This window comes from Methylobacterium sp. J-067, assembly GCF_022829465.1.
In the GTDB taxonomy this organism is placed as follows: Bacteria; Pseudomonadota; Alphaproteobacteria; order Rhizobiales; family Beijerinckiaceae; genus Methylobacterium; species Methylobacterium litchii.
Genome location: NZ_JAKSXZ010000097.1, coordinates 237,165 through 257,731, shown reverse-complemented (window position 1 = coordinate 257,731; position 20,567 = coordinate 237,165). Strand labels below are relative to the sequence as shown.

20 protein-coding genes and 1 tRNA gene are annotated in these 20,567 nt (G+C 68.0%); 8 read left to right on the top strand and 13 right to left on the bottom strand.

All coding sequences use genetic code 11. The annotated features are described in order from the left end of the window. Together MKK52_RS12155 and MKK52_RS12150 are read left to right on the top strand one after the other, a co-directional pair. The coding region (locus MKK52_RS12155) for a Rid family hydrolase (RefSeq protein WP_243954122.1) at nt 1-133 on the top strand (133 nt) is incomplete at its 5' end. Nucleotides 134-135: 2 nt separating this feature from the next. Continuing rightward, a complete protein-coding gene (locus tag MKK52_RS12150; protein WP_409564658.1) occupies nt 136-1,266 on the top strand; it encodes a polyamine ABC transporter substrate-binding protein in 1,131 nt (376 codons plus the stop codon). Nucleotides 1,267-1,313: 47 nt separating this feature from the next. Here the strand turns inward: MKK52_RS12150 and MKK52_RS12145 are convergent, their stop codons facing one another. Then, nucleotides 1,314-1,718 carry a DUF3597 domain-containing protein gene (locus MKK52_RS12145; protein ID WP_243954100.1) on the bottom strand — a complete coding sequence of 135 codons (405 nt, stop codon included), beginning with the start codon at nt 1,716-1,718 and terminating at the stop codon, nt 1,314-1,316. Between the two features lie 749 nt (nt 1,719-2,467). Between MKK52_RS12145 and MKK52_RS12140 the strand changes: the two genes are divergently transcribed. Next, nucleotides 2,468-2,551: transfer RNA gene (locus tag MKK52_RS12140), tRNA-Tyr, on the top strand. 18 nt (nt 2,552-2,569) lie between these two features. Here the strand turns inward: MKK52_RS12140 and ruvC are convergent. After that, nucleotides 2,570-3,205: a crossover junction endodeoxyribonuclease RuvC gene (gene ruvC / locus MKK52_RS12135; protein WP_243954099.1), complete on the bottom strand. Its 636-nt coding sequence runs from the start codon at nt 3,203-3,205 to the stop codon at nt 2,570-2,572. Between the two features lie 109 nt (nt 3,206-3,314). On the opposite strand from ruvC, the gene MKK52_RS12130 reads away from it, so the two are divergent. Next, complete coding sequence (locus MKK52_RS12130; protein ID WP_243954098.1) at nt 3,315-3,890, top strand: peroxidase-related enzyme; 576 nt, start codon at nt 3,315-3,317, stop codon at nt 3,888-3,890. A 6-nt stretch (nt 3,891-3,896) separates the two neighbouring features. On the opposite strand, the gene MKK52_RS12125 is transcribed toward MKK52_RS12130, so the two are convergent. After that, complete coding sequence (locus MKK52_RS12125; RefSeq protein ID WP_243954097.1) at nt 3,897-4,217, bottom strand: YnfA family protein; 321 nt, start codon at nt 4,215-4,217, stop codon at nt 3,897-3,899. A gap of 117 nt (nt 4,218-4,334) precedes the next feature. On the opposite strand from MKK52_RS12125, the gene MKK52_RS12120 reads away from it, so the two are divergent. Then, nucleotides 4,335-4,730, top strand: coding sequence for a cupin domain-containing protein (locus MKK52_RS12120; RefSeq protein ID WP_243954120.1), 396 nt, complete (start codon nt 4,335-4,337; stop codon nt 4,728-4,730). 36 nt (nt 4,731-4,766) lie between these two features. Next, a complete protein-coding gene (locus MKK52_RS12115; RefSeq protein ID WP_243954096.1) occupies nt 4,767-5,750 on the top strand; it encodes a tyrosine recombinase XerC in 984 nt (327 codons plus the stop codon). Nucleotides 5,751-5,754: 4 nt separating this feature from the next. Here MKK52_RS12115 and lpdA read toward each other — a convergent pair whose 3' ends face one another. The 9 genes from lpdA to gloB form a co-directional block, all read right to left on the bottom strand. Further along, nucleotides 5,755-7,155 carry a dihydrolipoyl dehydrogenase gene (lpdA, locus tag MKK52_RS12110; RefSeq protein ID WP_243954095.1) on the bottom strand — a complete coding sequence of 467 codons (1,401 nt, stop codon included), beginning with the start codon at nt 7,153-7,155 and terminating at the stop codon, nt 5,755-5,757. Between the two features lie 63 nt (nt 7,156-7,218). Further along, entirely contained in the window at nt 7,219-7,989 is a 771-nt protein-coding gene (locus MKK52_RS12105; RefSeq protein WP_243954094.1) for an SDR family oxidoreductase, read from the bottom strand. Between the two features lie 16 nt (nt 7,990-8,005). Further along, nucleotides 8,006-9,319, bottom strand: a complete 1,314-nt coding sequence (gene odhB, locus MKK52_RS12100; protein WP_243954093.1) for a 2-oxoglutarate dehydrogenase complex dihydrolipoyllysine-residue succinyltransferase — start codon at nt 9,317-9,319, stop codon at nt 8,006-8,008. 88 nt (nt 9,320-9,407) lie between these two features. Beyond that, nucleotides 9,408-12,410 (bottom strand): 2-oxoglutarate dehydrogenase E1 component, encoded by a 3,003-nt coding sequence (locus tag MKK52_RS12095; RefSeq protein WP_243954092.1) that lies wholly within the window; start codon nt 12,408-12,410, stop codon nt 9,408-9,410. Nucleotides 12,411-12,563: 153 nt separating this feature from the next. Continuing rightward, the gene (gene sucD, locus MKK52_RS12090; protein WP_243954091.1) at nt 12,564-13,448 is read right to left on the bottom strand and encodes a succinate--CoA ligase subunit alpha; all 885 of its coding nucleotides are present in this window, start codon (nt 13,446-13,448) and stop codon (nt 12,564-12,566) included. A gap of 2 nt (nt 13,449-13,450) precedes the next feature. Next, entirely contained in the window at nt 13,451-14,647 is a 1,197-nt protein-coding gene (sucC, locus tag MKK52_RS12085; protein WP_243954090.1) for an ADP-forming succinate--CoA ligase subunit beta, read from the bottom strand. Between the two features lie 42 nt (nt 14,648-14,689). Next, the gene (gene mdh / locus MKK52_RS12080; protein ID WP_243954089.1) at nt 14,690-15,652 is read right to left on the bottom strand and encodes a malate dehydrogenase; all 963 of its coding nucleotides are present in this window, start codon (nt 15,650-15,652) and stop codon (nt 14,690-14,692) included. A gap of 367 nt (nt 15,653-16,019) precedes the next feature. Then, nucleotides 16,020-16,595, bottom strand: a complete 576-nt coding sequence (locus tag MKK52_RS12075; protein WP_313898749.1) for a TetR family transcriptional regulator — start codon at nt 16,593-16,595, stop codon at nt 16,020-16,022. A gap of 349 nt (nt 16,596-16,944) precedes the next feature. After that, a complete protein-coding gene (gloB, locus tag MKK52_RS12070) occupies nt 16,945-17,715 on the bottom strand; it encodes a hydroxyacylglutathione hydrolase (protein WP_243954087.1) in 771 nt (256 codons plus the stop codon). Nucleotides 17,716-17,903: 188 nt separating this feature from the next. Between gloB and MKK52_RS12065 the strand changes: the two genes are divergently transcribed. Both MKK52_RS12065 and MKK52_RS12060 read left to right on the top strand, forming a co-directional pair. Further along, nucleotides 17,904-18,638 (top strand): class I SAM-dependent methyltransferase, encoded by a 735-nt coding sequence (locus MKK52_RS12065; protein WP_243954086.1) that lies wholly within the window; start codon nt 17,904-17,906, stop codon nt 18,636-18,638. 29 nt (nt 18,639-18,667) lie between these two features. After that, nucleotides 18,668-19,375, top strand: coding sequence for a MarC family protein (locus MKK52_RS12060; RefSeq protein WP_243954085.1), 708 nt, complete (start codon nt 18,668-18,670; stop codon nt 19,373-19,375). A 6-nt stretch (nt 19,376-19,381) separates the two neighbouring features. Here the strand turns inward: MKK52_RS12060 and MKK52_RS12055 are convergent, their stop codons facing one another. Beyond that, complete coding sequence (locus MKK52_RS12055; RefSeq protein WP_243954084.1) at nt 19,382-20,434, bottom strand: hypothetical protein; 1,053 nt, start codon at nt 20,432-20,434, stop codon at nt 19,382-19,384. Nucleotides 20,435-20,567 lie beyond the last annotated feature (133 nt).

Sequence of the window (20,567 nt, the reverse complement as noted above, 5' to 3'; positions counted from 1 at the left end):
CGCCGAGATGAACGCCGCCTGGGACGCCTGGGTGTCGAAGGAGAACCCACCGACCCGCGCCACCGTCGAGGCGAAGCTCGCCGCGCCGGAATACCTCGTCGAGATCGTCGTCGTCGCCGCGCGGGCGGCCTGAACGTGGCGCTCCGTCTTCCGAGGCGGGGGCGGCTCGCCGCCCTCGGCGCCTGCCTCGCGGCGTCGCTCGGCACCGCCCTGTTCGCCGGCGCCGCGCGTCCGGCGAACGAGAAGGTCGTCAACATCTACAATTGGTCGGACTATATCGACCCGCAGGTGCTCGATGCCTTCACCCGGGAGACGGGCATCAAGGTCGTCTACGACACCTACGACAACAACGAGATCCTGGAGACGCGGCTGCTCGCCGGCCGCTCGGGCTACGACATCGTCGTGCCGTCGGGGCCCTATCTCCAGCGCCTGATCCGGGCCGGCGCCTTCCGGCCCCTCGAAAAGGCGAAGCTGAAGAACCTCGGCAACCTCTGGCCGGACATCATGAGCCGGCTCGCGGGCTACGACCCCGGTAACGTCTACGCCATCGACTACATGTGGGGCACCACCGGCATCGGCTACAACGTCGCCCTGGTCCGCGAGAAGCTCGGGCCGAACGTGCCGGTCAATTCGTGGGGCGTCGTGCTCAACCCGTCCTCGGCCGCCAAGCTGAAGGAATGCGGGCTGATGATGCTCGATAGCCCCGAGGACCTGATCCCAAGCATGCTGCCGTTCTTCGGCGCCAAGGCCGACAGCAAGCGCTGGGACGACATGACCCTCGTCACCGACGCCCTCTACAAGGTGCGCGGCAGCGTGCGGAAATTCCACTCGTCCGAATACATCCAGGCGCTGGCCAACGGCGACATCTGCATGGCCGTCGGCTATTCGGGGGACGTGCTGCAGGCCAAGAAGCGGGCGGACGAGGCCAACAACGGCGTCGAGGTCGCCTACGTGGTCCCCAAGGAGGGATCGCTGATGTGGTTCGATTCCTTCGCCATCCCGAAGGACGCGCCGCACCCGGACGAGGCCCTGGCCTTCCTCGACTACATGATGCGGCCGGAGGTGGCGGCGGCCAACACGAACTTCGTGTCCTACGCCAGCGGCAACCTCGCGGCGAAGGCCCATGTGAAGCCGGAGATCCTGAACAATCCCGGCATCTACCCGGACGAGGCGACGATGCAGCGCCTCTCGGTGAACACGGCCTGGGACGAGCGCACCCAGCGCTTCGTCACGCGGCTCTGGACGCGCGTCCGCACGGGGCGCTGAACCGAAGCGCCCTCCCGTGATCCTGGGATCACGGGAGGGCCGCGGGACTAGTGCTTGAGGTCGTCCGGCACCTTGCCGCCGTTCTCGGCGAGCTTCTGCATCACCTGCTTGTGAAGCCAGATGTTCATGGAGGCAGAGTCCTCCTTGTCGCCGGTGTAGTGCAGTTCGTCGGCGAGCTGCTTGCGCGACGCGAGGCCCGAATCGAGGTCGAGGAGCTTCATCAGGTCCACGATCGAGTGGCGCCAATCGAGCTTCTGCGGGTTCTTCTCCGCCATGCCGGTGAGGACGGCTTCGACATCCACCGGATCGCCGCTGCTGCCACCTGCGCTACCCGTGGGAGCGGGCGTGCTGGTCTGGCCGGAGCTCGATGTCGTGGAGGAGGGGGCCGCCTCTGCCTGTCCGCCACCGAACGGGTGGAGGATCTTGCTGACGATGTTGCCGAGAAGGCTCATGGGTCTACTCCGTCCTACGCCGCGACCGTCGTGGCGCGATGCACCGACAACATGTCGCATCGATGTGACGTTCCACTGGCGGCTGCCTCAGCGGGAAATACGTAGGCTGACCCCGAGGAGGCACAGGCCGACGATCAGGCAGATCCCGCTCCAGCGCTCGAGGAAACCGGCGCGCGAGGGATCCCGAACCGACAGCGCAGCGAGAATCACGCCGCTCAGAAGGCTTCCGAGACAGATCACGATCAAGAGAGCTTCTATTGCGAGACTCGATGACAGGCCGCATCCATAATCGCAGAAGCGCATCGTGCGAAGATACGTTCGGCTAAGTCACGTATTTATACGCAATATTCGAGATGGTGAGATGAATCCGATCACAGATTGTTGAGGTCAATACTCGACCGCTGGTTGTTACGCCTGCCAACCCAAAGTGTGATCGCTTCCAGCGCCTGAGACAGGCAAATGGACGGAGCGCCCAGTACAAATCTGCTTTATGTTTGTCCCTGATCGTGGAGCGATCGCTGAGTGACGCGCTCCGGCACCGGGCCTGCTTACGGCCACGGTTGCGGGCTCGGAGCAATCCTTGCGCACGACCTGGTTGTGCCGTCATTGTATGATGGATGCATCATTCGCCCGCCCGCGCGGGAGGCGGGGTTTAACTGCGCAGGTTGCGCCAGGGAAGCGTTGACACGGCGCCACCCCCCCACCATAAGGGCGGCGCGGGACGGCCCCAGGCGGGCCTTACCGACCTTGGGGGAATGTCCCGAGCGGCAAAGGGGGCGGACTGTAAATCCGCTGCGTAAGCTTCGTAGGTTCGAGTCCTACTTCCCCCACCAAGATCCTCACCCACACCATCAGCGCGATTTCGCCAGGGCGGCCTCGATGCGGGCCGCGGCGGCGGCGGAATAGCCCTTGCCTTCGAGCGTCTGGCCCGCCTGTGCGACGCCCGACAGGCTGCGCGGCGCCCGGCCGGTGAGGTGGCGCGCCCGCAGGGCGTGGGAATCCCGGTGGCTCGCATGGGTGACGGCGATGGCGAGCGCGTCCGCCGCGTCGGCCACGCGGAACTCCGCCTTCGGCAGTAGGAAGCGCACCATCGCCTGGATCTGCGCCTTGTCGGCATGGCCGGAGCCCGCCACCGTCTTCTTGATGAGGTTGGCGGCGTATTCGAACACCGGGTGCCCGGCCAGCGCCGGCACGAGCAACGCTACTGCACGGGCATGGCCGAGCTTCAGGGTCGCCTGCGCATCCTTGTTCACGAAGGTCTCCTCCACGGCGACTTCGTCGGGCTGGAGCGTCTGGCAGATCCGGGTCAGCCCCTCGAACAGCTCGCGCAGGCGCAGCGCCAGCGGCAGCTCGCCATCGGAGGTGATGACGCCGCAATCGTGGTAGGTCAGGCTGGTCCCTCGGGCGGTGATCAGGCCCCAGCCGGTTCGGCGCAGGCCCGGATCGATCCCGAGGATACGGACCGGAGCGTTTGTGCCGGTTGTCATGGCGGTGCTCATCATGCTCGCTCGGGGGCTCGTGAGCCCGATTTCAGGACGCAGGCCGGCTGCCCCACCCGTACCGTGAAGCCGGGCCTCTCACCAGACGAGGACGAGGATGCGCCACGACACACCGATCAGCCGCTTCCCGGTGCCGTCGCTGGCGGAGATGCCGGCCGACCTGCGGCAGCGTATCGAGCAGGTGCAGGAGAAGGCGGGCTTCGTGCCCAACATCTTCCTGGCGCTCGCCCACAGGCCGGAGGAGTTCCGCGCCTTCTTCGCCTATCACGACGCGCTGATGGACCGGCCCGGTGGCCTCACCAAGGCGGAACGGGAGATGATCGTGGTGGCGACGAGCGCCGCGAACCACTGCCTCTATTGCGTCGTCGCCCACGGGGCGATCCTGCGGATCCGCGCGAAGGATCCGCTGCTGGCCGACGAGATCGCCACCAACTACGCCAAGGCCGCCATCACGTGGCGCCAGAAGGCGATGCTCGACTTCGCCGTGAAGCTCGCCCTCGATCCGGGCGCGGTCGGCGCGGAGGACCACGCGATCCTGGAGGAGCAGAGCTTCTCGCAGGACGACATCTGGGACATCGCCGCGATCACCGGCTTGTTCGCCCTGTCGAACCGCCTCGCCAGCGCCACGGACCTACGGCCGAACGCCGAGTTCTTCGGGATGGGCCGGGCGTGAGCGCCCCTACCGGCCGCGCCCGTACAGGATGATCCCGGCGCCGAGCAGACACAACGTAGCGCCGAGCCCGTCGCGCAGGTCCGGGCGCTCGCCCTCCACGAACCACATCCAAATCAGCGACGCGGCGATGTAGACGCCGCCATAGGCCGCGAAGGCGCGGCCCGCCGCCTCGCTCTCGACGAGGGTCAGCAGGCCGGCGAAGGTCATGAGCGATGCGACGCCCGGGACCGCCCACCACGCGGAAAGGCTGAGCCGCAGCCACATCCAAAAGGCGTAGCACCCCGCGATCTCGGCGAGCGCCGCGCAGCAATATACAATGTTGCTCACGAGATAGTATTTCTGGCGCTTCTAGGAGGATATAGAATCGTCGGACGGGCGACTTGCCAAACAAATCCCATTTCATGCATCTTTGCCGGAACCATTGCGAACGAAGGGGTGGGTCTCGTGGAGATCAGGCGGATCGGTACGCGGCCCTGCAAGGAAGGCCCGGCGGAGTGGTTCACGGGCAGCGTCACCATCGATCCCTTGTTCGGCCCGACGGATTCCTCCCGCGCCGGTGGGGCCTGGGTCACGTTCCAGCCCGGCGCGCGGACGGCCTGGCACACCCATCCGCTCGGACAGGCGCTGATTGTGACCGATGGCACCGGATGGGTGCAAACGCTCGGCGGCCCGGTAGAGGAGGTCCAGGCCGGGGACGTGGTGTGGTTTGCTCCCGACGAGAAGCATTGGCATGGGGCGAGCGCCACGTCGTCCATGAGCCACATCGCCGTGCAGGAAGCCTTCTACGGCTCGCCGGTCGTCTGGCTCGAACAGGTCTCGGACAACGATTACACCCGCTGAAGCGGTGCGTTAACGCCGTCGCGCTCTGATGGGGGCATGCCCCCATCGTCCGCTTCCGACGCTTCCGCCGAAATCCTTCTCCCGCCGGGGGACGGCCCGCTGCGGGCGGCCGTCGCGGGCTGGACCGATGCCCTCGCCCGCGAGCGGCGGATGTCGGCCAACACGGTCGAGGCCTATGACCGCGACCTGCGGCAGTTCCTTGTCCATCTCGAAAGCCGGCGCGGCGCGCCCACCATCGCGACGCTCATCGACCTGAAGGTGCGGGACATCCGCGCCTTCATGGCGGCCCGGCGGGCGGACGACATCTCCGGTCGCTCGCTGATGCGGATGCTCGCCGGCCTGCGCTCCTTCGGGCGATACCTGGAGCGCGAGGGCCACGGCGCGATCTCGGCGCTGGGCGGGGTGCGCTCGCCCAAGGTGCCCCGGCGCCTGCCGCGTCCGCTGCCGGTGAACGCGGCGGTGGCGCTGACCGATGTCGGCATCCGCGCGGGGGAGGACCGCGAGCCCTGGATCTTTGCCCGCGACGCGGCGGTGCTCGCCCTCCTCTACGGGGCAGGCCTGCGCATCTCAGAGGCGCTCGGCCTGCGCCGCGCCGATGCCCCCGTGCCGGGGGTCGATCAGGTGACGGTGCTCGGCAAGGGTGGCAAGGAGCGGATGGTGCCGGTGCTGCCGGTGGTCGCGGAGGCGGTCTCGGCCTATCTCGCCGCCTGCCCGTTCCCGCTGCCGCCGGAGGGGCCTCTCTTCGTCGGTGCCCGGGGCGGGCCGCTCTCGCCCCGGATCATCCAATACGCGGTGGCGCGGCTGCGCGGCGCCCTCGGGCTGCCCGACGAGGCGACGCCGCATGCGCTCCGCCATTCCTTCGCGACCCACCTCCTCGCCCGGCAGGGCGAATTGCGGGCGATCCAGGAACTGCTCGGCCACGCCTCGCTCTCGACGACGCAGCTCTACACGCAGGTCGATGCCGCCCGGCTGATGAGCGCCTACGAGGCGGCCCATCCCCGGGCGCGGATGCGCGCCTGACCCCTTAGACGTGGATGGCGCGCTTGTTCACTGCGAGCGCGGCTTCCTTCACCGCCTCGGTGAGGGTCGGGTGGGCGTGGCAGGTGCGGGCGATGTCCTCGGAGGAGGCGCCGAATTCCATGGCCACCGCCACCTCGGCGATGAGGTTGCCCGCATCCGCGCCGACGATGTGCACGCCGAGCACGCGGTCCGACTGCGCGTCGGCCAGCACCTTCACGAACCCGTCCGTGGTGCCGTTCGCCTTCGCGCGGCCGTTGGCGGTGAAGGGGAACTTGCCCGCGTTGTAGGCGATGCCGTCCTTCTTCAACTCTTCCTCGGTGCGGCCAACCGAGGCCACTTCGGGGAAGGTGTAGACGACGTTCGGGATCACCGCGTAATTCACGTGGCCCGACTGGCCCGCCAGGATCTCGGCCACGGCGACACCCTCGTCCTCGGCCTTGTGGGCGAGCATCGGCCCGGCGATCACGTCGCCGATGGCGTAGATGCCGGTGACGTTGGTCGCGAAATGCGAGTCGACGTGGATGCGGCCCTTGTCGTCCCTCTGGACGCCGGCATTCTCCAGCCCCAGGCCCTCGGTGTAGGGCACGCGGCCGATGCAGACGAGCACCACGTCCGCCTGCAGGGACTCGGCCTCGCCGCCGGCGGCGGGCTGCACCGTGACGGCCGCGCCCTTCTTGCCGACCTCGACGCCCGTGACCTTCGTGGAGAGCTTGAACTCCATCCCCTGCTTGCCGAGGATGCGCTGGAACTGCTTGCCGACCTCGCCGTCCATCCCCGGCAGGATCCGGTCGAGGTATTCGACCACCGTCACCTCGGCGCCAAGGCGCCGCCAGACCGAGCCGAGTTCCAGGCCGATGACGCCCGCGCCGATGACGAGGAGCTTCTTCGGCACGCGGTCGAGCTCCAGGGCGCCGGTCGAGGAGACGACGACCTTCTCGTCCACGGTGATGCCGGGTAGGTTCGCTACGTCCGAGCCCGTGGCGATGACGATGTTCTTCGTCTCCAGCATCTGGTTGCCGCCGTCCTCGGACAGCACCTCGACGCGGCCCGCCCCGGCGATGCGGCCGGTGCCGTGGAAGGTCTCGACCTTGTTCTTCTTCAGCAGGAACTCGACGCCCTTGGTGTTGCCCGCGACGCCCTCGGCCTTGAAGCTCATCATCTTCTTCAGGTCGAGCTTCGGCGTGCCGACATCGATGCCGAGGTCGCCAAAATGCTTGTTCGCCTCCTCGAAGGCCTCAGAGGCGTGGAGCAGCGCCTTCGACGGGATGCAACCGATGTTGAGGCAGGTGCCGCCGTGGGTCGCGCGTTTCTCGACGACGGCCGTCCGCAGACCGAGTTGCGCCGCGCGGATCGCGCAGACGTAACCGCCGGGGCCGGTGCCGATGACGACGAGATCGTAGGACATGATCGTTCGTTTCCTTCTCCGGCTTGAGGGGCCGGACGGGTTGTTCCGTAAGGCGATGGGACGTCAGCGGCCGCCGGAGACGAGGATGTTGGCGCCGGTCGTGTAGGCGGCTTCCTCGGACAGGAGCCACACGATGGGAGCCGCCACCTCTTCCGCCGTGCCGGCCCGGCCCATCGGCTGGTCCGGCCCCAGCCGCGCGACCCTGTCGGGCTGCCCGCCGCTGGCGTGGATCTCCGTGTCGATGATGCCCGGTGACACCGCGTTGACACGGATGCCCTCCGCCGCGACCTCGCGGGCGAGGCCGGTGGTGAAGGTGTCGATGGCGCCCTTCGAGGCGGCGTAGTCCACGTACTGGCCGGGGCCGCCGAGGCGGGCCGCGACCGAGGACAGGTTGACGATGCCGCCGCCCTGCCCGCCGTGTTTCGTGGACATCCGCCGTACCGCCTCGCGGGCGCAGAGGAAGCTGCCAACGATGTTCGTCGTCATCATCCGCTGAAGCCGCGCGGCGCTCATTTCATCGACGCGGCCGGCGACATCGACCACGCCCGCGTTGTTGACGAGCGCCTTCAACGTCCCGAGTCGGTCGGCGGCCTCGAACAGGGCGAGCACGTCGGCCTCGACGCCGACGTCGCTGCGGACGGCCACGGCCTTCCCGCCCTTGGCGGTGATCGCATCGACCACCGCCTGGGCCGCCCCCGCATCGGAGACGTAGCTCAGGCAGACCGCGTAGCCGCGATCCGCCAGCATCAGCGCCACGGAGCGGCCGATGCCGCGGCTGCCGCCCGTGACGACGGCGACGGGGGTGGTTTGTCCGCTCACGTCTCCGCTCCTCATGGGTTCAATGGGATCCTCAGAGATCCAGCACGAGCCGGGCCGGATCCTCCAGGGCTTCCTTCACGCGCACGAGGAAGGTGACGGCCTCCTTGCCGTCCACGATGCGGTGATCGTAGGACAGGGCGAGGTACATCATCGGCCGCGCCTCGATCTTGCCGGCGCGGACCACCGGGCGCTCCTCGATCCGGTGCATCCCGAGGATGCCCGATTGCGGGGCGTTGAGGATCGGCGTCGACATCAGCGAGCCGTAGATGCCGCCGTTGGTGATGGTGAAGGTGCCGCCCTGCATGTCCTCAATGGAGAGCTTGCCGTCGCGGGCCTTCTTGCCGAAGCCGGAGATCTTCTTCTCGATGCCGGCGATGGACAGGTCGTCCGCGTCGCGCACAACCGGCACGACGAGGCCCTTATCGGTCCCGACCGCGATGCCGATGTGGTAGTAGTTCTTGTAGACGAGGTCCTGCCCGTCGATCTCGGCGTTCACCGCCGGCACATCCTTGAGGGCGCCGATCACCGCCTTTGTGAAGAAGCCCATGAAGCCGAGCTTCGTGCCGTGCTTCTTCTCGAAGATATCCTTGTACTGGCTGCGCATCGCCATCACGGCGGACATGTCGACGTCGTTGAAAGTCGTCAGCATCGCCGCCGTGTCCTGCGCGTCCTTCAGGCGGCGCGCGATGGTCTGGCGGAGCTTCGTCATGCGCACGCGCTCCTCGCGGGAGGCGTCGTCCGGGGCGGACGGGGCGCGCGGCATGCTCGGGCGGGCTTCCTTGGCCGGGGCCGGGCTGCTCGGCCCCTTGGCGATGGCGCCGAGCATGTCGCCCTTGGTCACGCGGCCGTCCTTGCCGGAGCCGTTGACGCCGGACGGATCGACGCCGGACTCGCGGGCGAGCTTGGCGACGGCCGGGCCGTTGTCGCCCACCGGGCGCTGCTGGGCCGGGGCGCCCGCGTCGTGGTTGCCGTAGCCGGCGCCACCTTCGGGGGCCTTCGCCTCGGCGGGCTTCGGCTCCTCGCTGCGGCTCTCGGCCTTCGTCTCGGCGGTCTGCTTCGGGGCTTCCTTGGCAGCGGCCTTCGGCTCTGGCTTCTTGGGCGCGCCCGAACCCTCGACGATGGAGCCGAGGATCGCGCCCGGCTCGACGGTCTCGCCGTCCTTGACGAGGATTTCGCCGAGTTCACCCGCCGCCGGGGCGTTGACCTCGAGGGTGACCTTGTCGGTCTCGAGTTCCACCAAGGGCTCGTCGGCCGCCACCGCATCGCCGGGCTTCTTGAACCAGCGGCCGATCGTGGCCTCGCTCACGGATTCCCCAAGGGTCGGGACGAGGATGTCGGTTGCCATGGTCTCGCTCTGTCAGGTCGGCGGGTCAGCCAAGCGACCCAGGATCGGTCCGGCGGTCGCGGGGCGCGACCGCCGACATTTCGAGAAATCAGACGGCCAGCGCCTCGTTGAGGAACGCCTGCAACTGCGCCTGGTGCTTCGACATCAGGCCCACCGCCGTGGAGGCCGAGGCCGGGCGGCCGACGTAGCGAGCGCGCGACACGGGGGAGTTGGCCTGGCCCAGCACCCATTCGAGATAGGGCTCGACGAAGGACCACGCGCCCATGTTCTTGGGCTCTTCCTGGCACCACACCACGTCCGCGTTGCGGAAGCGGGCCATCTCGTTGGCCAGCGCCTTCAGCGGGAACGGGTAGAGCTGTTCCACGCGCATCAGGTAGACGTCCGTGATGCCCCGCTTCTCGCGCTCTTCCAGCAGGTCGTAGTAGACCTTGCCCGAGCACAGCACGACGCGGCGGATCTTGTCGTCGCGGACCAGCTTGTACTCGCTGCCCTCGCTCTCCGCCTCGTCCCAGAGGACGCGGTGGAAGGTCGAGCCCTCGGCGATGTCGCTGAGCGTCGACACGGCGCGCTTGTGGCGCAGCAGCGACTTCGGCGTCATCAGGATGAGCGGCTTGCGGAAGTCGCGCTTCAGCTGCCGGCGCAGGATGTGGAAGTAGTTCGCGGGCGTCGTGCAGTTGGCGACCTGGATGTTGTCCTCGGCGCAGGCCTGGAGATACCGCTCCAGGCGGGCCGAGGAGTGCTCGGGCCCCTGCCCCTCGTAGCCGTGCGGCAGCAGCAGCACGAGGCCCGACATGCGCAGCCACTTGCGCTCGCCCGACGCGATGAACTGGTCGAACACCACCTGCGCGCCGTTGGCGAAGTCGCCGAACTGCGCTTCCCACAGGACGAGGGCGTTCGGCTCGGCCAGCGAATAGCCGTACTCGAAGCCGAGCACCGCCTCTTCCGAGAGCATCGAGTTGATGATCTCGATCTGCGCTTGCCCGTCTCGGATGTTGTTGAGCGGCGTGAAGCGCTGCTCGTTCTCCTGGTCGATCACCACCGCGTGGCGCTGGGAGAAGGTGCCGCGCTCGACATCCTGGCCGGACAGCCGGACCCGGTTGCCGTCGAGGAGCGTCGCGCCGAAGGCCAGGGCCTCGGCCGTCGCCCAGTCGATGCCGGCGCCGGTCTCGACCGCCTTGGCGCGGTTGTCCATGAAGCGCTGGATCGTGCGGTGCAGATGGAAACCGGGGGGCGCCTGCGTGATCTTGCGGGCGATCTCCTGGATCGTCTCGGCCGGCACGGCGGTGCGGCCCCGGCGCGGATCGTCCACGTCCTCGTGGACGGCCTTCATGTTCGACCAGCGCCCGTCGAGCCAGTCCGCCTTGTTGGCCTTGTAGTTCGTGGCGATCTCGAACTCGCTGTCGAGCATCGACCGGAACTCGGCCTTGCGGGCGTCCAGCGCCTCCTGCGAGAGGGTGGCGTTGTCCACGAGCTTGCGGCCGTAGGTCTCCAGCACGGTCGGATGCTTGCGGATCCGCTGGTACATCTTCGGCTGGGTGAAGGCCGGCTCGTCACCCTCGTTGTGCCCGAAGCGGCGGTAGCACAGCATGTCGATGACAACCGGCTTGCCGAACTTCTGACGGTACTCGACCGCGATCTTCGCCGCGAAGGTCACGGCCTCCGGGTCGTCGCCGTTGCAGTGGAAGATCGGCGCCTCGACCATCTTCGCCACGTCCGACGGATAGGGCGAGGAGCGCGAGAAGCGCGGATCGGTGGTGAAGCCGATCTGGTTGTTGATGATGAAATGCACCGAGCCGCCGGTGCGGTGGCCCTTCAGGCCCGACAGGCCGAAGCACTCGGCCACCACGCCCTGGCCGGCGAAGGCGGCGTCGCCGTGGATGAGCAGCGGCAGCACGGTGCGGCGCTCGACGTTCGGCTTCGCCCACTGATCCTGCTTGGCGCGGACCTTCCCGAGCACCACCGGATCCACGATCTCGAGGTGGGACGGGTTGGCGGTGAGCGAGAGGTGGACATTGTTCCCGTCGAACGCCCGGTCGGACGAGGCGCCGAGGTGATACTTCACGTCGCCCGAGCCCTCGACTTCCGCCGGGGAGGCCGAGCCGCCCTTGAACTCGTGGAACACCGCCCGGAAGGGCTTGGCCATCACGGTGGTGAGGGTGTTCAGACGGCCGCGATGGGCCATGCCGAACACGATCTCACGGACGCCCAGCGCGCCGCCGCGCTTGATAATCTGCTCCAGCGCCGGGATCATCGCCTCGCTGCCGTCGAGGCCGAAGCGCTTGGTGCCGGTGTACTTGAGGTCGAGGAACTTCTCGAAGCCCTCGGCCTCGATCAGCTTGTTGAGGATCGCGCGCCGGCCCTCGGGGGTGAAGGAGATTTCCTTGTCCTTGCCCTCGATGCGCTCCTGGATCCACGCCTTCTCGGCGGGATCCGAGATGTGCATGAACTCGACGCCGAGCGTCTGGCAGTAGGTCCGCTCCAGGATGTCCACGATCTCGCGGATCGTCCCGAATTGCAGCCCGAGCACGTTGTCGAGGAAGATCGGGCGGTCGTAATCGGCTTCGGTGAAGCCGTAATGCTGTGGGTGCAGCTCCTCGTGGTCGCCGCGCGGGGCCAGCCCCAGCGGGTCGAGCTTGGCGTGGAGGTGGCCGCGCATGCGGTAGGAGCGGATCAGCATGATCGCCCGCACCGAATCCTTCGTCGCCTGCTCGACGGAGACGCCGGTGGTGGCCAGGACGCCGCCGGCCGCGGCATCGACCGGCTTGCCCGGCAGGGCCTCGCCCTTCTTCTCCTTGGCGACGATCTTGTCGCCGATGGCCTTCTCCAGGGCGGCCCAGTTGCCGTCCATGGCCGAGACCAGCTCGCCGTTCAGCGGCACCGGCCAGTTCGGCTTCTCCCAGGAAGCGCCAGCGGCGTTCTTCTCGACGAGGGTTTCGTCTTCACCGAGGGCCTTGAAGAAGTTCTGCCACTCGGGATCGACGGAATGCGGGTTGCGCGCGTAAGCCGCCTGCAATTCCTCGATGTAGGCAGCGTTCGCGCCGTAGAGGAACGAGGTTTCGAGGAGCGCTTCGTTCACGTCCTGGCGTGCCATGGTCCGTCCATCCTGTCGCTCGGGCGGGCGGCGGAGCCACCCGCATCGCGGTGCCGGAACGTCGCCGGCTCTAGAAAGCGGTGAAGGGCGCCGCGCGCCCCTCACCCGATTGCCTTATGCCGGGCGGCCGCAGAGGGGCCGCCGGAACGATCGTCAGCCCTTCAGGACTTCGACCAGGGTCGAGCCGAGGCGGGCCGGAGACGGGGAGACGCGGATGCCCGCCGCCTCCATCGCCGCGATCTTGTCCTCGGCGCCGCCCTTGCCGCCCGAGATGATCGCGCCGGCATGGCCCATGCGGCGGCCGGGGGGCGCCGTGCGGCCGGCGATGAAGCCGACCATCGGCTTGCTGCGGCCGCGCTTGGCCTCGTCGCGCAGGAACTGCGCCGCCTCTTCCTCGGCCGAGCCACCGATCTCGCCGATCATCACGATCGACTCGGTCTTGTCGTCGGCCAGGAACAGTTCGAGCACGTCGATGAACTCGGTGCCCTTCACCGGATCGCCGCCGATGCCGACCGCCGTGGTCTGGCCGAGGCCCGCCGTCGTGGTCTGGAACACGGCCTCGTAGGTCAACGTGCCGGAGCGCGAGACGATGCCGACCGAGCCCTGACGGAAGATGTTGGCCGGCATGATACCGATCTTCGACTGGCCCGCCGTGACGATGCCGGGGCAGTTCGGGCCGACGAGGCGGGACTTGGAGCCCACCAGGGCGCGCTTCACGCGCACCATGTCGAGCACCGGAATCCCTTCCGTGATGCACACGATCAGCGGGATCTCGGCCGCGATGGCCTCGCAGATTGCGTCCGCCGCGCCGGGCGGCGGCACGTAGACGACGGAGGCGTCGGCGCCCGTGGCCTCGCGGGCCTCGGCGACGGTGTCGAACACCGGCAGGCCGAGATGGGTCGAGCCGCCCTTCCCGGGGGACGTGCCGCCGACCATCTTGGTGCCGTAGCTGAGCGCCTGCTCGGAGTGGAAGGTCCCGTTCTTGCCGGTGAAGCCCTGGCAGATGACCTTGGTATTGGCGTCGATCATCACCGACATGATCAGGCTCCCTTCACGGCGGCGACGATCTTCTGGGCGGCGTCATCCAGGTCGTCGGCCGGGATCACGTTGAGGCCGGAGGCGCGGATGATTTCCTTGCCCTGCTCGACGTTGGTGCCTTCCAGGCGCACCACCAGCGGGACCTGCAGCCCCACCGCCTTCACCGCCGCGATCACGCCGTTGGCGATCACGTCGCACTTCATGATCCCGCCGAAGATGTTGACGAGGATGCCCTTCACGTTCGGGTCGGCGGTGATGATCTTGAACGCCGCCGTAACCTTCTCCTCGGAGGCGCCGCCGCCCACGTCGAGGAAGTTCGCCGGGCTCTCGCCGTAGAGCTTGATGATGTCGAGGGTGGCCATGGCCAGACCCGCGCCGTTCACCATGCAGCCGATCGTGCCGTCGAGCGCGATGTAGGCGAGGTCGTACTTCGACGCCTCGATCTCCTTGGCGTCCTCCTCGGTCTCGTCGCGCAGCGCCACGATGTCCGGGTGCCGGTAGAGGGCGTTCGAATCGAAGGCCATCTTGGCGTCCAGGCACTTCAGGTGCCCGTCGCCGGTCAGGACCAGCGGATTGATCTCCAGGAGGCTCATGTCCTTCGACACGAAGGCCTTGTAGAGCTTGTCGGTGACGTCGGCCGCCTCCTTGGCCTGGGCGCCCGTGAGCCCCAGCGCCTTGGCGACCGCGCGGCCGTGATGGGGCATGACGCCCGTGGCCGGATCGACCGGGATGGTGTGGATCTTCTCAGGGGTATCGTGGGCGACCGCCTCGATGTCCATGCCGCCCTCGGTGGAGACCACGAAGGCGACGCCGCCGGTCTCGCGGTCCACCAGCATCGACAGGTAGAACTCGGCGGCGATCTGCGCGCCTTCCTCGATATAGAGGCGGTTCACCTGCTTGCCGGCCGGGCCGGTCTGAATCGTGACCAAGGTCTGGCCGAGCATTTCGCCGGCATACTGCTTCACCTCGTCGATGGACTTGGTGACGCGCACACCGCCCTTGGCGCCCTGCGGGGCCCCGACGAACGTGCCCTTGCCGCGACCGCCGGCATGGATCTGGCTCTTCACGACCCAAACCGGACCGCCGAGTTCCTTGGCGGCCGCCTCGGCCTCGGAGGGGTTGAAGATCGCCACGCCGCGGGAGACCGGCAGGCCGAACTCCCGCAGGACCGCCTTGGCCTGGTATTCGTGAATGTTCATCGGAGCCTCTTTCAGAGGAGCGAAGAGGGAAGGGCGAGTGGCTTAGGCCAGCGAGCCATCGACGGTCTTGCAGGCCTCGATGAGGCCCTTCACCGAGTTGACCGACTTCTCGAACATCGCCTTCTCGTCGCCGTTGAACTCGACTTCGAGGACCTTCTCGACGCCGCCCGCGCCGATCACCACCGGCACGCCGATGAACAGGCCATCAATGCCGTACTGGCCGTCGAGATGGGCGGCGCAGGGCAGCACGCGGCGCTTGTCGCGCAGGTAGCTCTCGGCCATCGAGATGGCGGAGGAGGCCGGGGCGTAGAAGGCCGAGCCGGTCTTGAGCAGGTTGACGATCTCGCCCCCGCCCTTGCGGGTCCGCTCGACCATGGCGTCGAGCTTCTCCTGGGTGGACCAGCCGAGCTTGATCATGTCGGGGAGCGGCACGCCCGCGATGGTCGAGTAGCGGACCAGCGGCACCATGTCGTCGCCGTGGCCGCCGAGCACGAAGGCGGTGACGTCCTCGACCGAGACGTTGAACTCTTCGGCCAGGAAGTGGCGGAAGCGGGCCGAGTCGAGCACGCCGGCCATGCCGACGATCTTGTTCTTCGGCAGGCCGGAGAACTTCTGGAGCGCCCACACCATCGCGTCGAGCGGGTTGGTGATGCAGATCACGAAGGCGTCCGGCGCGTGGGCCTTGATGCCCTCGCCCACCGCCTGCATGACCTTGAGGTTGATGCCGATCAGGTCGTCGCGGCTCATGCCGGGCTTGCGCGGCACGCCGGCGGTGACGATCACCACGTCGGCCCCGGCGATCGCCGAGTAGTCGCTGGCGCCCGCGAGCTTCGCGTCGAAGCCCTCGACGGGGGCGGCCTCGGCGATGTCCAGCGCCTTGCCCTGGGGTACGCCGTCGACGATGTCGAACAGCACGATGTCGCCCAGTTCCTTGAGGCCGGCGAGAAGGGCCAGGGTTCCGCCGATCTGGCCGGCACCGATGAGGGCGATCTTGCTGCGTGCCATGTCGGTTCTGCCTCCTTTGAAACTGTGCGTTCGTAGCGCGAGGGGCTCGCACCAGCGTGCGTTGCGCAGGCTCGTTCGCGTCCGAAATTCTGCGCGGCTGTGTGGCCGAAAAGCACCGTGGCTTCAACCCGATGCGGCTTGGCCAAAAGGCCGGATCGCGCCGGAAGGCCGTCCGGGCACGCGCAGGACCAGCGCGGAAATCGCTGTGCTGCAAAGGTTTTAGGTGCGGTGCAGCGAGCCGGAAGGTCGCAATGACAGATTGCCGAACCTGTCAGTTTCACATTTTCGAGGGGGCGCCTTGGCGCAACTCGCGGCCCGAAAACGAGAAGGGCGGGGTCGCGTCTGCCGCGAACCCCGCCCTGGTCTTTCAGAGCACCCCAGCGCGTAAGACTCGCTGGATGGCGTGGATCACGGCGCCGAACCGCGCCTCGATCAGGTCTCGCGGCACGTCCGCGTCGTGCTGGATCGCGAGGGGATGCGTGAAGCGGTAGCTCGCGTCGAAGATGTAGGCGATGGCCCGTTCCCGGTCCCGCGCCGAGAAGATGCCGGAGGTGATTCCCTCCTCGACCACCCGCTCCACGAGGCTGCGCAGGCGCACCCGGTGGCGCCGGGCGATGGGGCGGGCCGCGACGGTGGCGTCGAGATGGACCGCGAACAGGTTCGGTTCGTTGGCGAGCGCGTCCCGCTGCAGGGCCGCGAGGGCGACGAGCAGGCGCTCGATCTTGTCGTCGGCCGGATCGGGGGCGTCGGCGATGCCGGCGAGCCGCGTTTCCACATCCCGCAGCCAGCGCCCCGCCACGGCGTCGAGCAGCGCGTCCTTCGAGGGGAAGTACCGGTAGACGTTGGCGTGCGTCATGCCCGCCTCGGCGGCCACGGCGACCACCGTCACCCGTTTGGGACCGAGCCGCGCGAGATGCTCGGTGGCGATGCCCAGAAGGCGGATATCGGCTGAAACGGGAGCCCGGGCCTTGGTGGGCCCCGTGGCCTCGGCGCCATCACGCGACGCGGCAGGCGGAAGACCGTCGATTCCCGGGAGGCTTACCTTGAGGCCGGGCTCGTCATCCTTCGAGGATTCGACATCCGACCTGAGGAACGGAAGTGGAAGGCGGGAAGAGGACAGGTGGTAGGGCGAGGCGGACCCCCATCGTTCCGAAAGAAGCGCCGGGGCGCTTCCAGTTGACTCTGCGGTGTCCCCCCGGGAGCCCGCGTGCTCATGCAGCTTCGCTGCCGCTTATGTGTCGTATGTTCAAAATGATTTGAGAACGCAACAAATTTTTCCCGTCTCAACACGCTCAGAACCGATCCTTCCACGACCTTAGAGTGACGAACACCTTCTCCGCGCTCGTACCTGCTGGCAGATCGACGCCCTGTGCCAGTTCTGGGCTTTCACTCCTCAGAAAGGGATTGGTGCGGCGCTCGTGAGCGAGAGTCGAAGGGATCAGGAAGCGGCCCTCGCGCTTGGCCTGCTCGGCCTCCGCGACACGGGCGCGCAGGGCCTCGTTGTTCGGGTCGGCGGCGAGGGCAAACTTGCCATTCGACAGTACGTAGTCATGCCCGCTGAAGACTTGCGTCTCGTCCGGCAGCGACGAAAACCGTTGAAGCGAGCGCCACAACACTTCCGGCGGCCCTTCGAGGACGCGGCCGCAGCCGAGGGTGAACAGCGTGTCCCCCGCGCAGACGAGCCCCGCCTGCTCGAACCAATAGGTGATGTGGTCGCTGCAATGGCCGGGCGTCTCCCAGACCTGCGCCGTGAGCGACCCGACGGAGACCGTATCACCCTCGCCTACCGTGACATCGACGCCGGGGATTTCGCGACCCGCCTTGCGCGGAGCGGTGACGCGGGCGCCGGTCTTCTCCTTCACCTCCGGGATGCCGGCGATGTGGTCGCCGTGGCGGTGGGTGACGAGGATGTCGGTGAGGCGCCAGCCGGTCTCGTCGAGGGCTCGGAGGACGGGCCCCGCTTCCGGCACGTCGATGGCGGCGCAGGCGCCGGTCTCCGAATCGTGGATCAGGACGCCGATATTGTCCGAGCGGCAGAGGAACGTCTTGACCTGCGCTGACACGTCCGCGTCTCTCCCTGCTGCCTCGCGACCGATCCCGGCCAAGGCTCCGGTTGGAAAAAGCGGCTTTCGCGCGGCGAGGTTCCGCCACGCCTTGCCGCGGGCCTTTCCCGCCACCATTGATGGCCCTGGACGCGGGGCGCACGCCCCGCCGGGATCAGCGGCAGCCTGCAGAAGCGCGTAGAACGGTCATGCGCCTCGACGTCAACGGCCTGAGGGCCTTCTATGCCACGCCCCTCGGCGCCACGACCCTGAGGGTCGTCGGCCGTTCGGTGCATGGCTTCCTCGGGTCGGTCTCGGGCCTCCGCGTCCTGGGGATCGGCTACGCGACCCCCTACCTCGCCCCCGTCCATTGCATCGCGGAGCGGACGCTCGCCTTCATGCCGGCCTCGCAGGGGGTGGTGAACTGGCCGGGCTCCGGCCGCTCCTGCACTGCCCTCACCGACCCGACCATGATGCCCCTGCCCGAGGCGGCCATCGACCGGGTGATCCTCGTCCACGCGCTGGAATCGGTCGAGAGCCCGACCGAACTGCTCCAGGAGGTCTGGCGAACCCTCACGCCGGGCGGGCGCATGGTGCTGGTGGTGCCGAACCGGCGCGGCATCTGGGCAAGACGCGAGGCGACGCCCTTCGGCCACGGCCAGCCCTACAGCCGCTCGCAGCTCGGGCGACTGATGCGCGACACTCTATTCTCGCCGGAGGGCTGGGCCGAGATCCTGTACATGCCCCCCGTGCGCTCGCGGGTGCTGCTGCGGACGGGGCCGATCTGGGAGGCCTGTGGCACGTCGCTGGCCATGCCCTTCGCCGGGCTCCACGTCATCGACGCGACGAAGCAGCTCTATCGCCCGATCGCCGTGGCACAGGTGCGCCGCGCCCGTCGCCTTGCGCCCGCCCGCGTACTCGTCCCGGCGCCCGCACCCGGCTAGACCATGCTCCGAACGGAGGACGGAGCCGGGTGAACGTCGATTCCACGATCCAGCACTTCCTGCTGGCCTTTTCGGGCCTGATCGCCATCGTCAACCCGATCGGCGGCTCGCTCATCTTCGCGCAGGTCGCGGGCGGCTTCAGCCATGCCGAGCGGGTCCTGCTCTCGCGGCGGATCGGCGTCTACGCGGCGATGATCATGCTCGGCGCCCTGTGGGCGGGTACGCCGATCCTGAACTTCTTCGGGGTCAGCCTCGCGGCCCTGCGCATCGCCGGGGGGCTCGTGGTGATGTCCTCGGCCTGGACGCAGCTCAACCGGCCGGAGGCGCGGGAGGCCCGCAAGCAGGCCGAGGCGTCGGGCTCGCGGGACAGGCGGGCCCAGGACCTGCCGGTGGAGGCGCCCTCCGGCAACCTCGCCGAGATCGCCTTCTTCCCCCTCACCCTCCCCTTCACCACCGGCCCCGGCACCATCGCGGTGGCGATCACGCTGGGGGCGAGCCGGCCCGAGGTGCTGGCCGACCGGATCGGGTTCTACACCGGGGTCTCACTGGCTGCGCTCGGCGTCGCCCTGCTCGTCGCCCTGGTCTACGGCTCGGCGGACCGGGTGGTCGCCCTGATCGGGCCGGCGCGGGCGCGGGTGCTGGGGCGGCTCTTCGCCTTCCTGCTCCTCTGCGTCGGCACCCAGATCTTGCTGACCGGCCTGAACGACGCCTTCCCGTCGTTCGGCCGGTCGCGCTGAGGGGGCTTAGATCACCGGCAGTTCCGAGAACCCGCCATACATCGCGGCGTGGCCGAGATAGTAGAGCAGCAGGAAGCCGGCGAGGGAGGCGGCGTACCACGCCGGGGCGAGGACCGTGTCGCGGACCCGGACCTTGGCCCGCACGTCGTCGGCGGCGATGCCGAGCAGGACCACGATGATGCCGGAATGGCCGATGGCGTCGATCTTGCCGAACTCGAAGATGGCCGAGATGAACACGCCGGCCAGGATCAGGGCGGAGGTGCGGCGCACCAGCGGGGTCCAGATCAGGGCGAAGGCGAGGGTGAACTCGATGACGCCGGCCGCCTGCATGAAGAGCTCGGGGCTCGCGCCCATCGTCATGGACGGCTTGGCTGCGATCAGCGGATCCGTCCATTGCGGGTAGGCCCACTTCTCGACGGAGGCCCACATCAGGGTGATCGCGGCGGTCCAGCGGACGATGTCGAGGGGGCGGATGCCGTAGGGCGACACGTCGAGGCCGCGCAGGATCAAGTATGTGGCGACGCCCAGGAACACCGGGTAGTCCGCGAGGTGGAACAGGCCGTACTGCGCGGTGGCGTATGAGAACAGGAACACGATCCCGAGGCCGGTGATCGGCATCGTCCTGCGCCAGATCAGGCATCCGGCGAGGGCCAGCTGGAACCACGGGATCCAGGCGACGTCGGTCTTGAGTTCGGGCGTCAGGATGACGCCGCCGAGGCCCCAGAGCGAGACGAAGAAGAAGCCGACCGTGGCGCGCACCAGAAGCTCGGTGTCGGTGCGGATGCGGGTCGTCACGCGGTCGAGGGCGTTGAGCAGCGCGGTGCCGAGCGGCGTGCCCTCGGCAAGGCAGCCGAACATCAGGCAGGCCAGGGCCAGCGCGACCAACCATTCGAAATTGAGACAGAGCACGTTCTCAAGACCGCGCGGCTGGCCCGATACATCGTAGGCGCAGAACCACTTCACATGCGCGCTGGCTTCGCCTGACAAGGCTAAGCTCAACGGGACCGCGGCGGCGAAGGGCGAAAGAAGACCAGAAAACAAATTCCTGGGGGACTGCATAAGACCCTCGCCCTGATCGGCCGTGCTTTATGAAATGAATTTAAATCGATTCCGCCTCCGGACGCTAAGCCTTTGTTAACATGTCTACCCAAAAGGTTAACGCTGTGGATTCTGTGTGTCTCAGAGCACGCAC

What these genes read in the sequence shown, in the direction of transcription:
- MKK52_RS12145 (WP_243954100.1), bottom strand. Translation starts at nt 1,718, where the DNA reads ATGAGCCTTCTCGGCAACATCGTCAGCAAGATCCTCCACCCGTTCGGT.
- ruvC (WP_243954099.1), bottom strand. Translation starts at nt 3,205, where the DNA reads ATGACAACCGGCACAAACGCTCCGGTCCGTATCCTCGGGATCGATCCG.
- MKK52_RS12130 (WP_243954098.1), top strand. Translation starts at nt 3,315, where the DNA reads ATGCGCCACGACACACCGATCAGCCGCTTCCCGGTGCCGTCGCTGGCG.
- MKK52_RS12115 (WP_243954096.1), top strand. Translation starts at nt 4,767, where the DNA reads ATGCCCCCATCGTCCGCTTCCGACGCTTCCGCCGAAATCCTTCTCCCG.
- lpdA (WP_243954095.1), bottom strand. Translation starts at nt 7,155, where the DNA reads ATGTCCTACGATCTCGTCGTCATCGGCACCGGCCCCGGCGGTTACGTC.
- MKK52_RS12105 (WP_243954094.1), bottom strand. Translation starts at nt 7,989, where the DNA reads ATGAGGAGCGGAGACGTGAGCGGACAAACCACCCCCGTCGCCGTCGTC.
- odhB (WP_243954093.1), bottom strand. Translation starts at nt 9,319, where the DNA reads ATGGCAACCGACATCCTCGTCCCGACCCTTGGGGAATCCGTGAGCGAG.
- MKK52_RS12095 (WP_243954092.1), bottom strand. Translation starts at nt 12,410, where the DNA reads ATGGCACGCCAGGACGTGAACGAAGCGCTCCTCGAAACCTCGTTCCTC.
- sucD (WP_243954091.1), bottom strand. Translation starts at nt 13,448, where the DNA reads ATGTCGGTGATGATCGACGCCAATACCAAGGTCATCTGCCAGGGCTTC.
- sucC (WP_243954090.1), bottom strand. Translation starts at nt 14,647, where the DNA reads ATGAACATTCACGAATACCAGGCCAAGGCGGTCCTGCGGGAGTTCGGC.
- mdh (WP_243954089.1), bottom strand. Translation starts at nt 15,652, where the DNA reads ATGGCACGCAGCAAGATCGCCCTCATCGGTGCCGGCCAGATCGGCGGA.
- MKK52_RS12065 (WP_243954086.1), top strand. Translation starts at nt 17,904, where the DNA reads ATGCGCCTCGACGTCAACGGCCTGAGGGCCTTCTATGCCACGCCCCTC.
- MKK52_RS12055 (WP_243954084.1), bottom strand. Translation starts at nt 20,434, where the DNA reads ATGCAGTCCCCCAGGAATTTGTTTTCTGGTCTTCTTTCGCCCTTCGCC.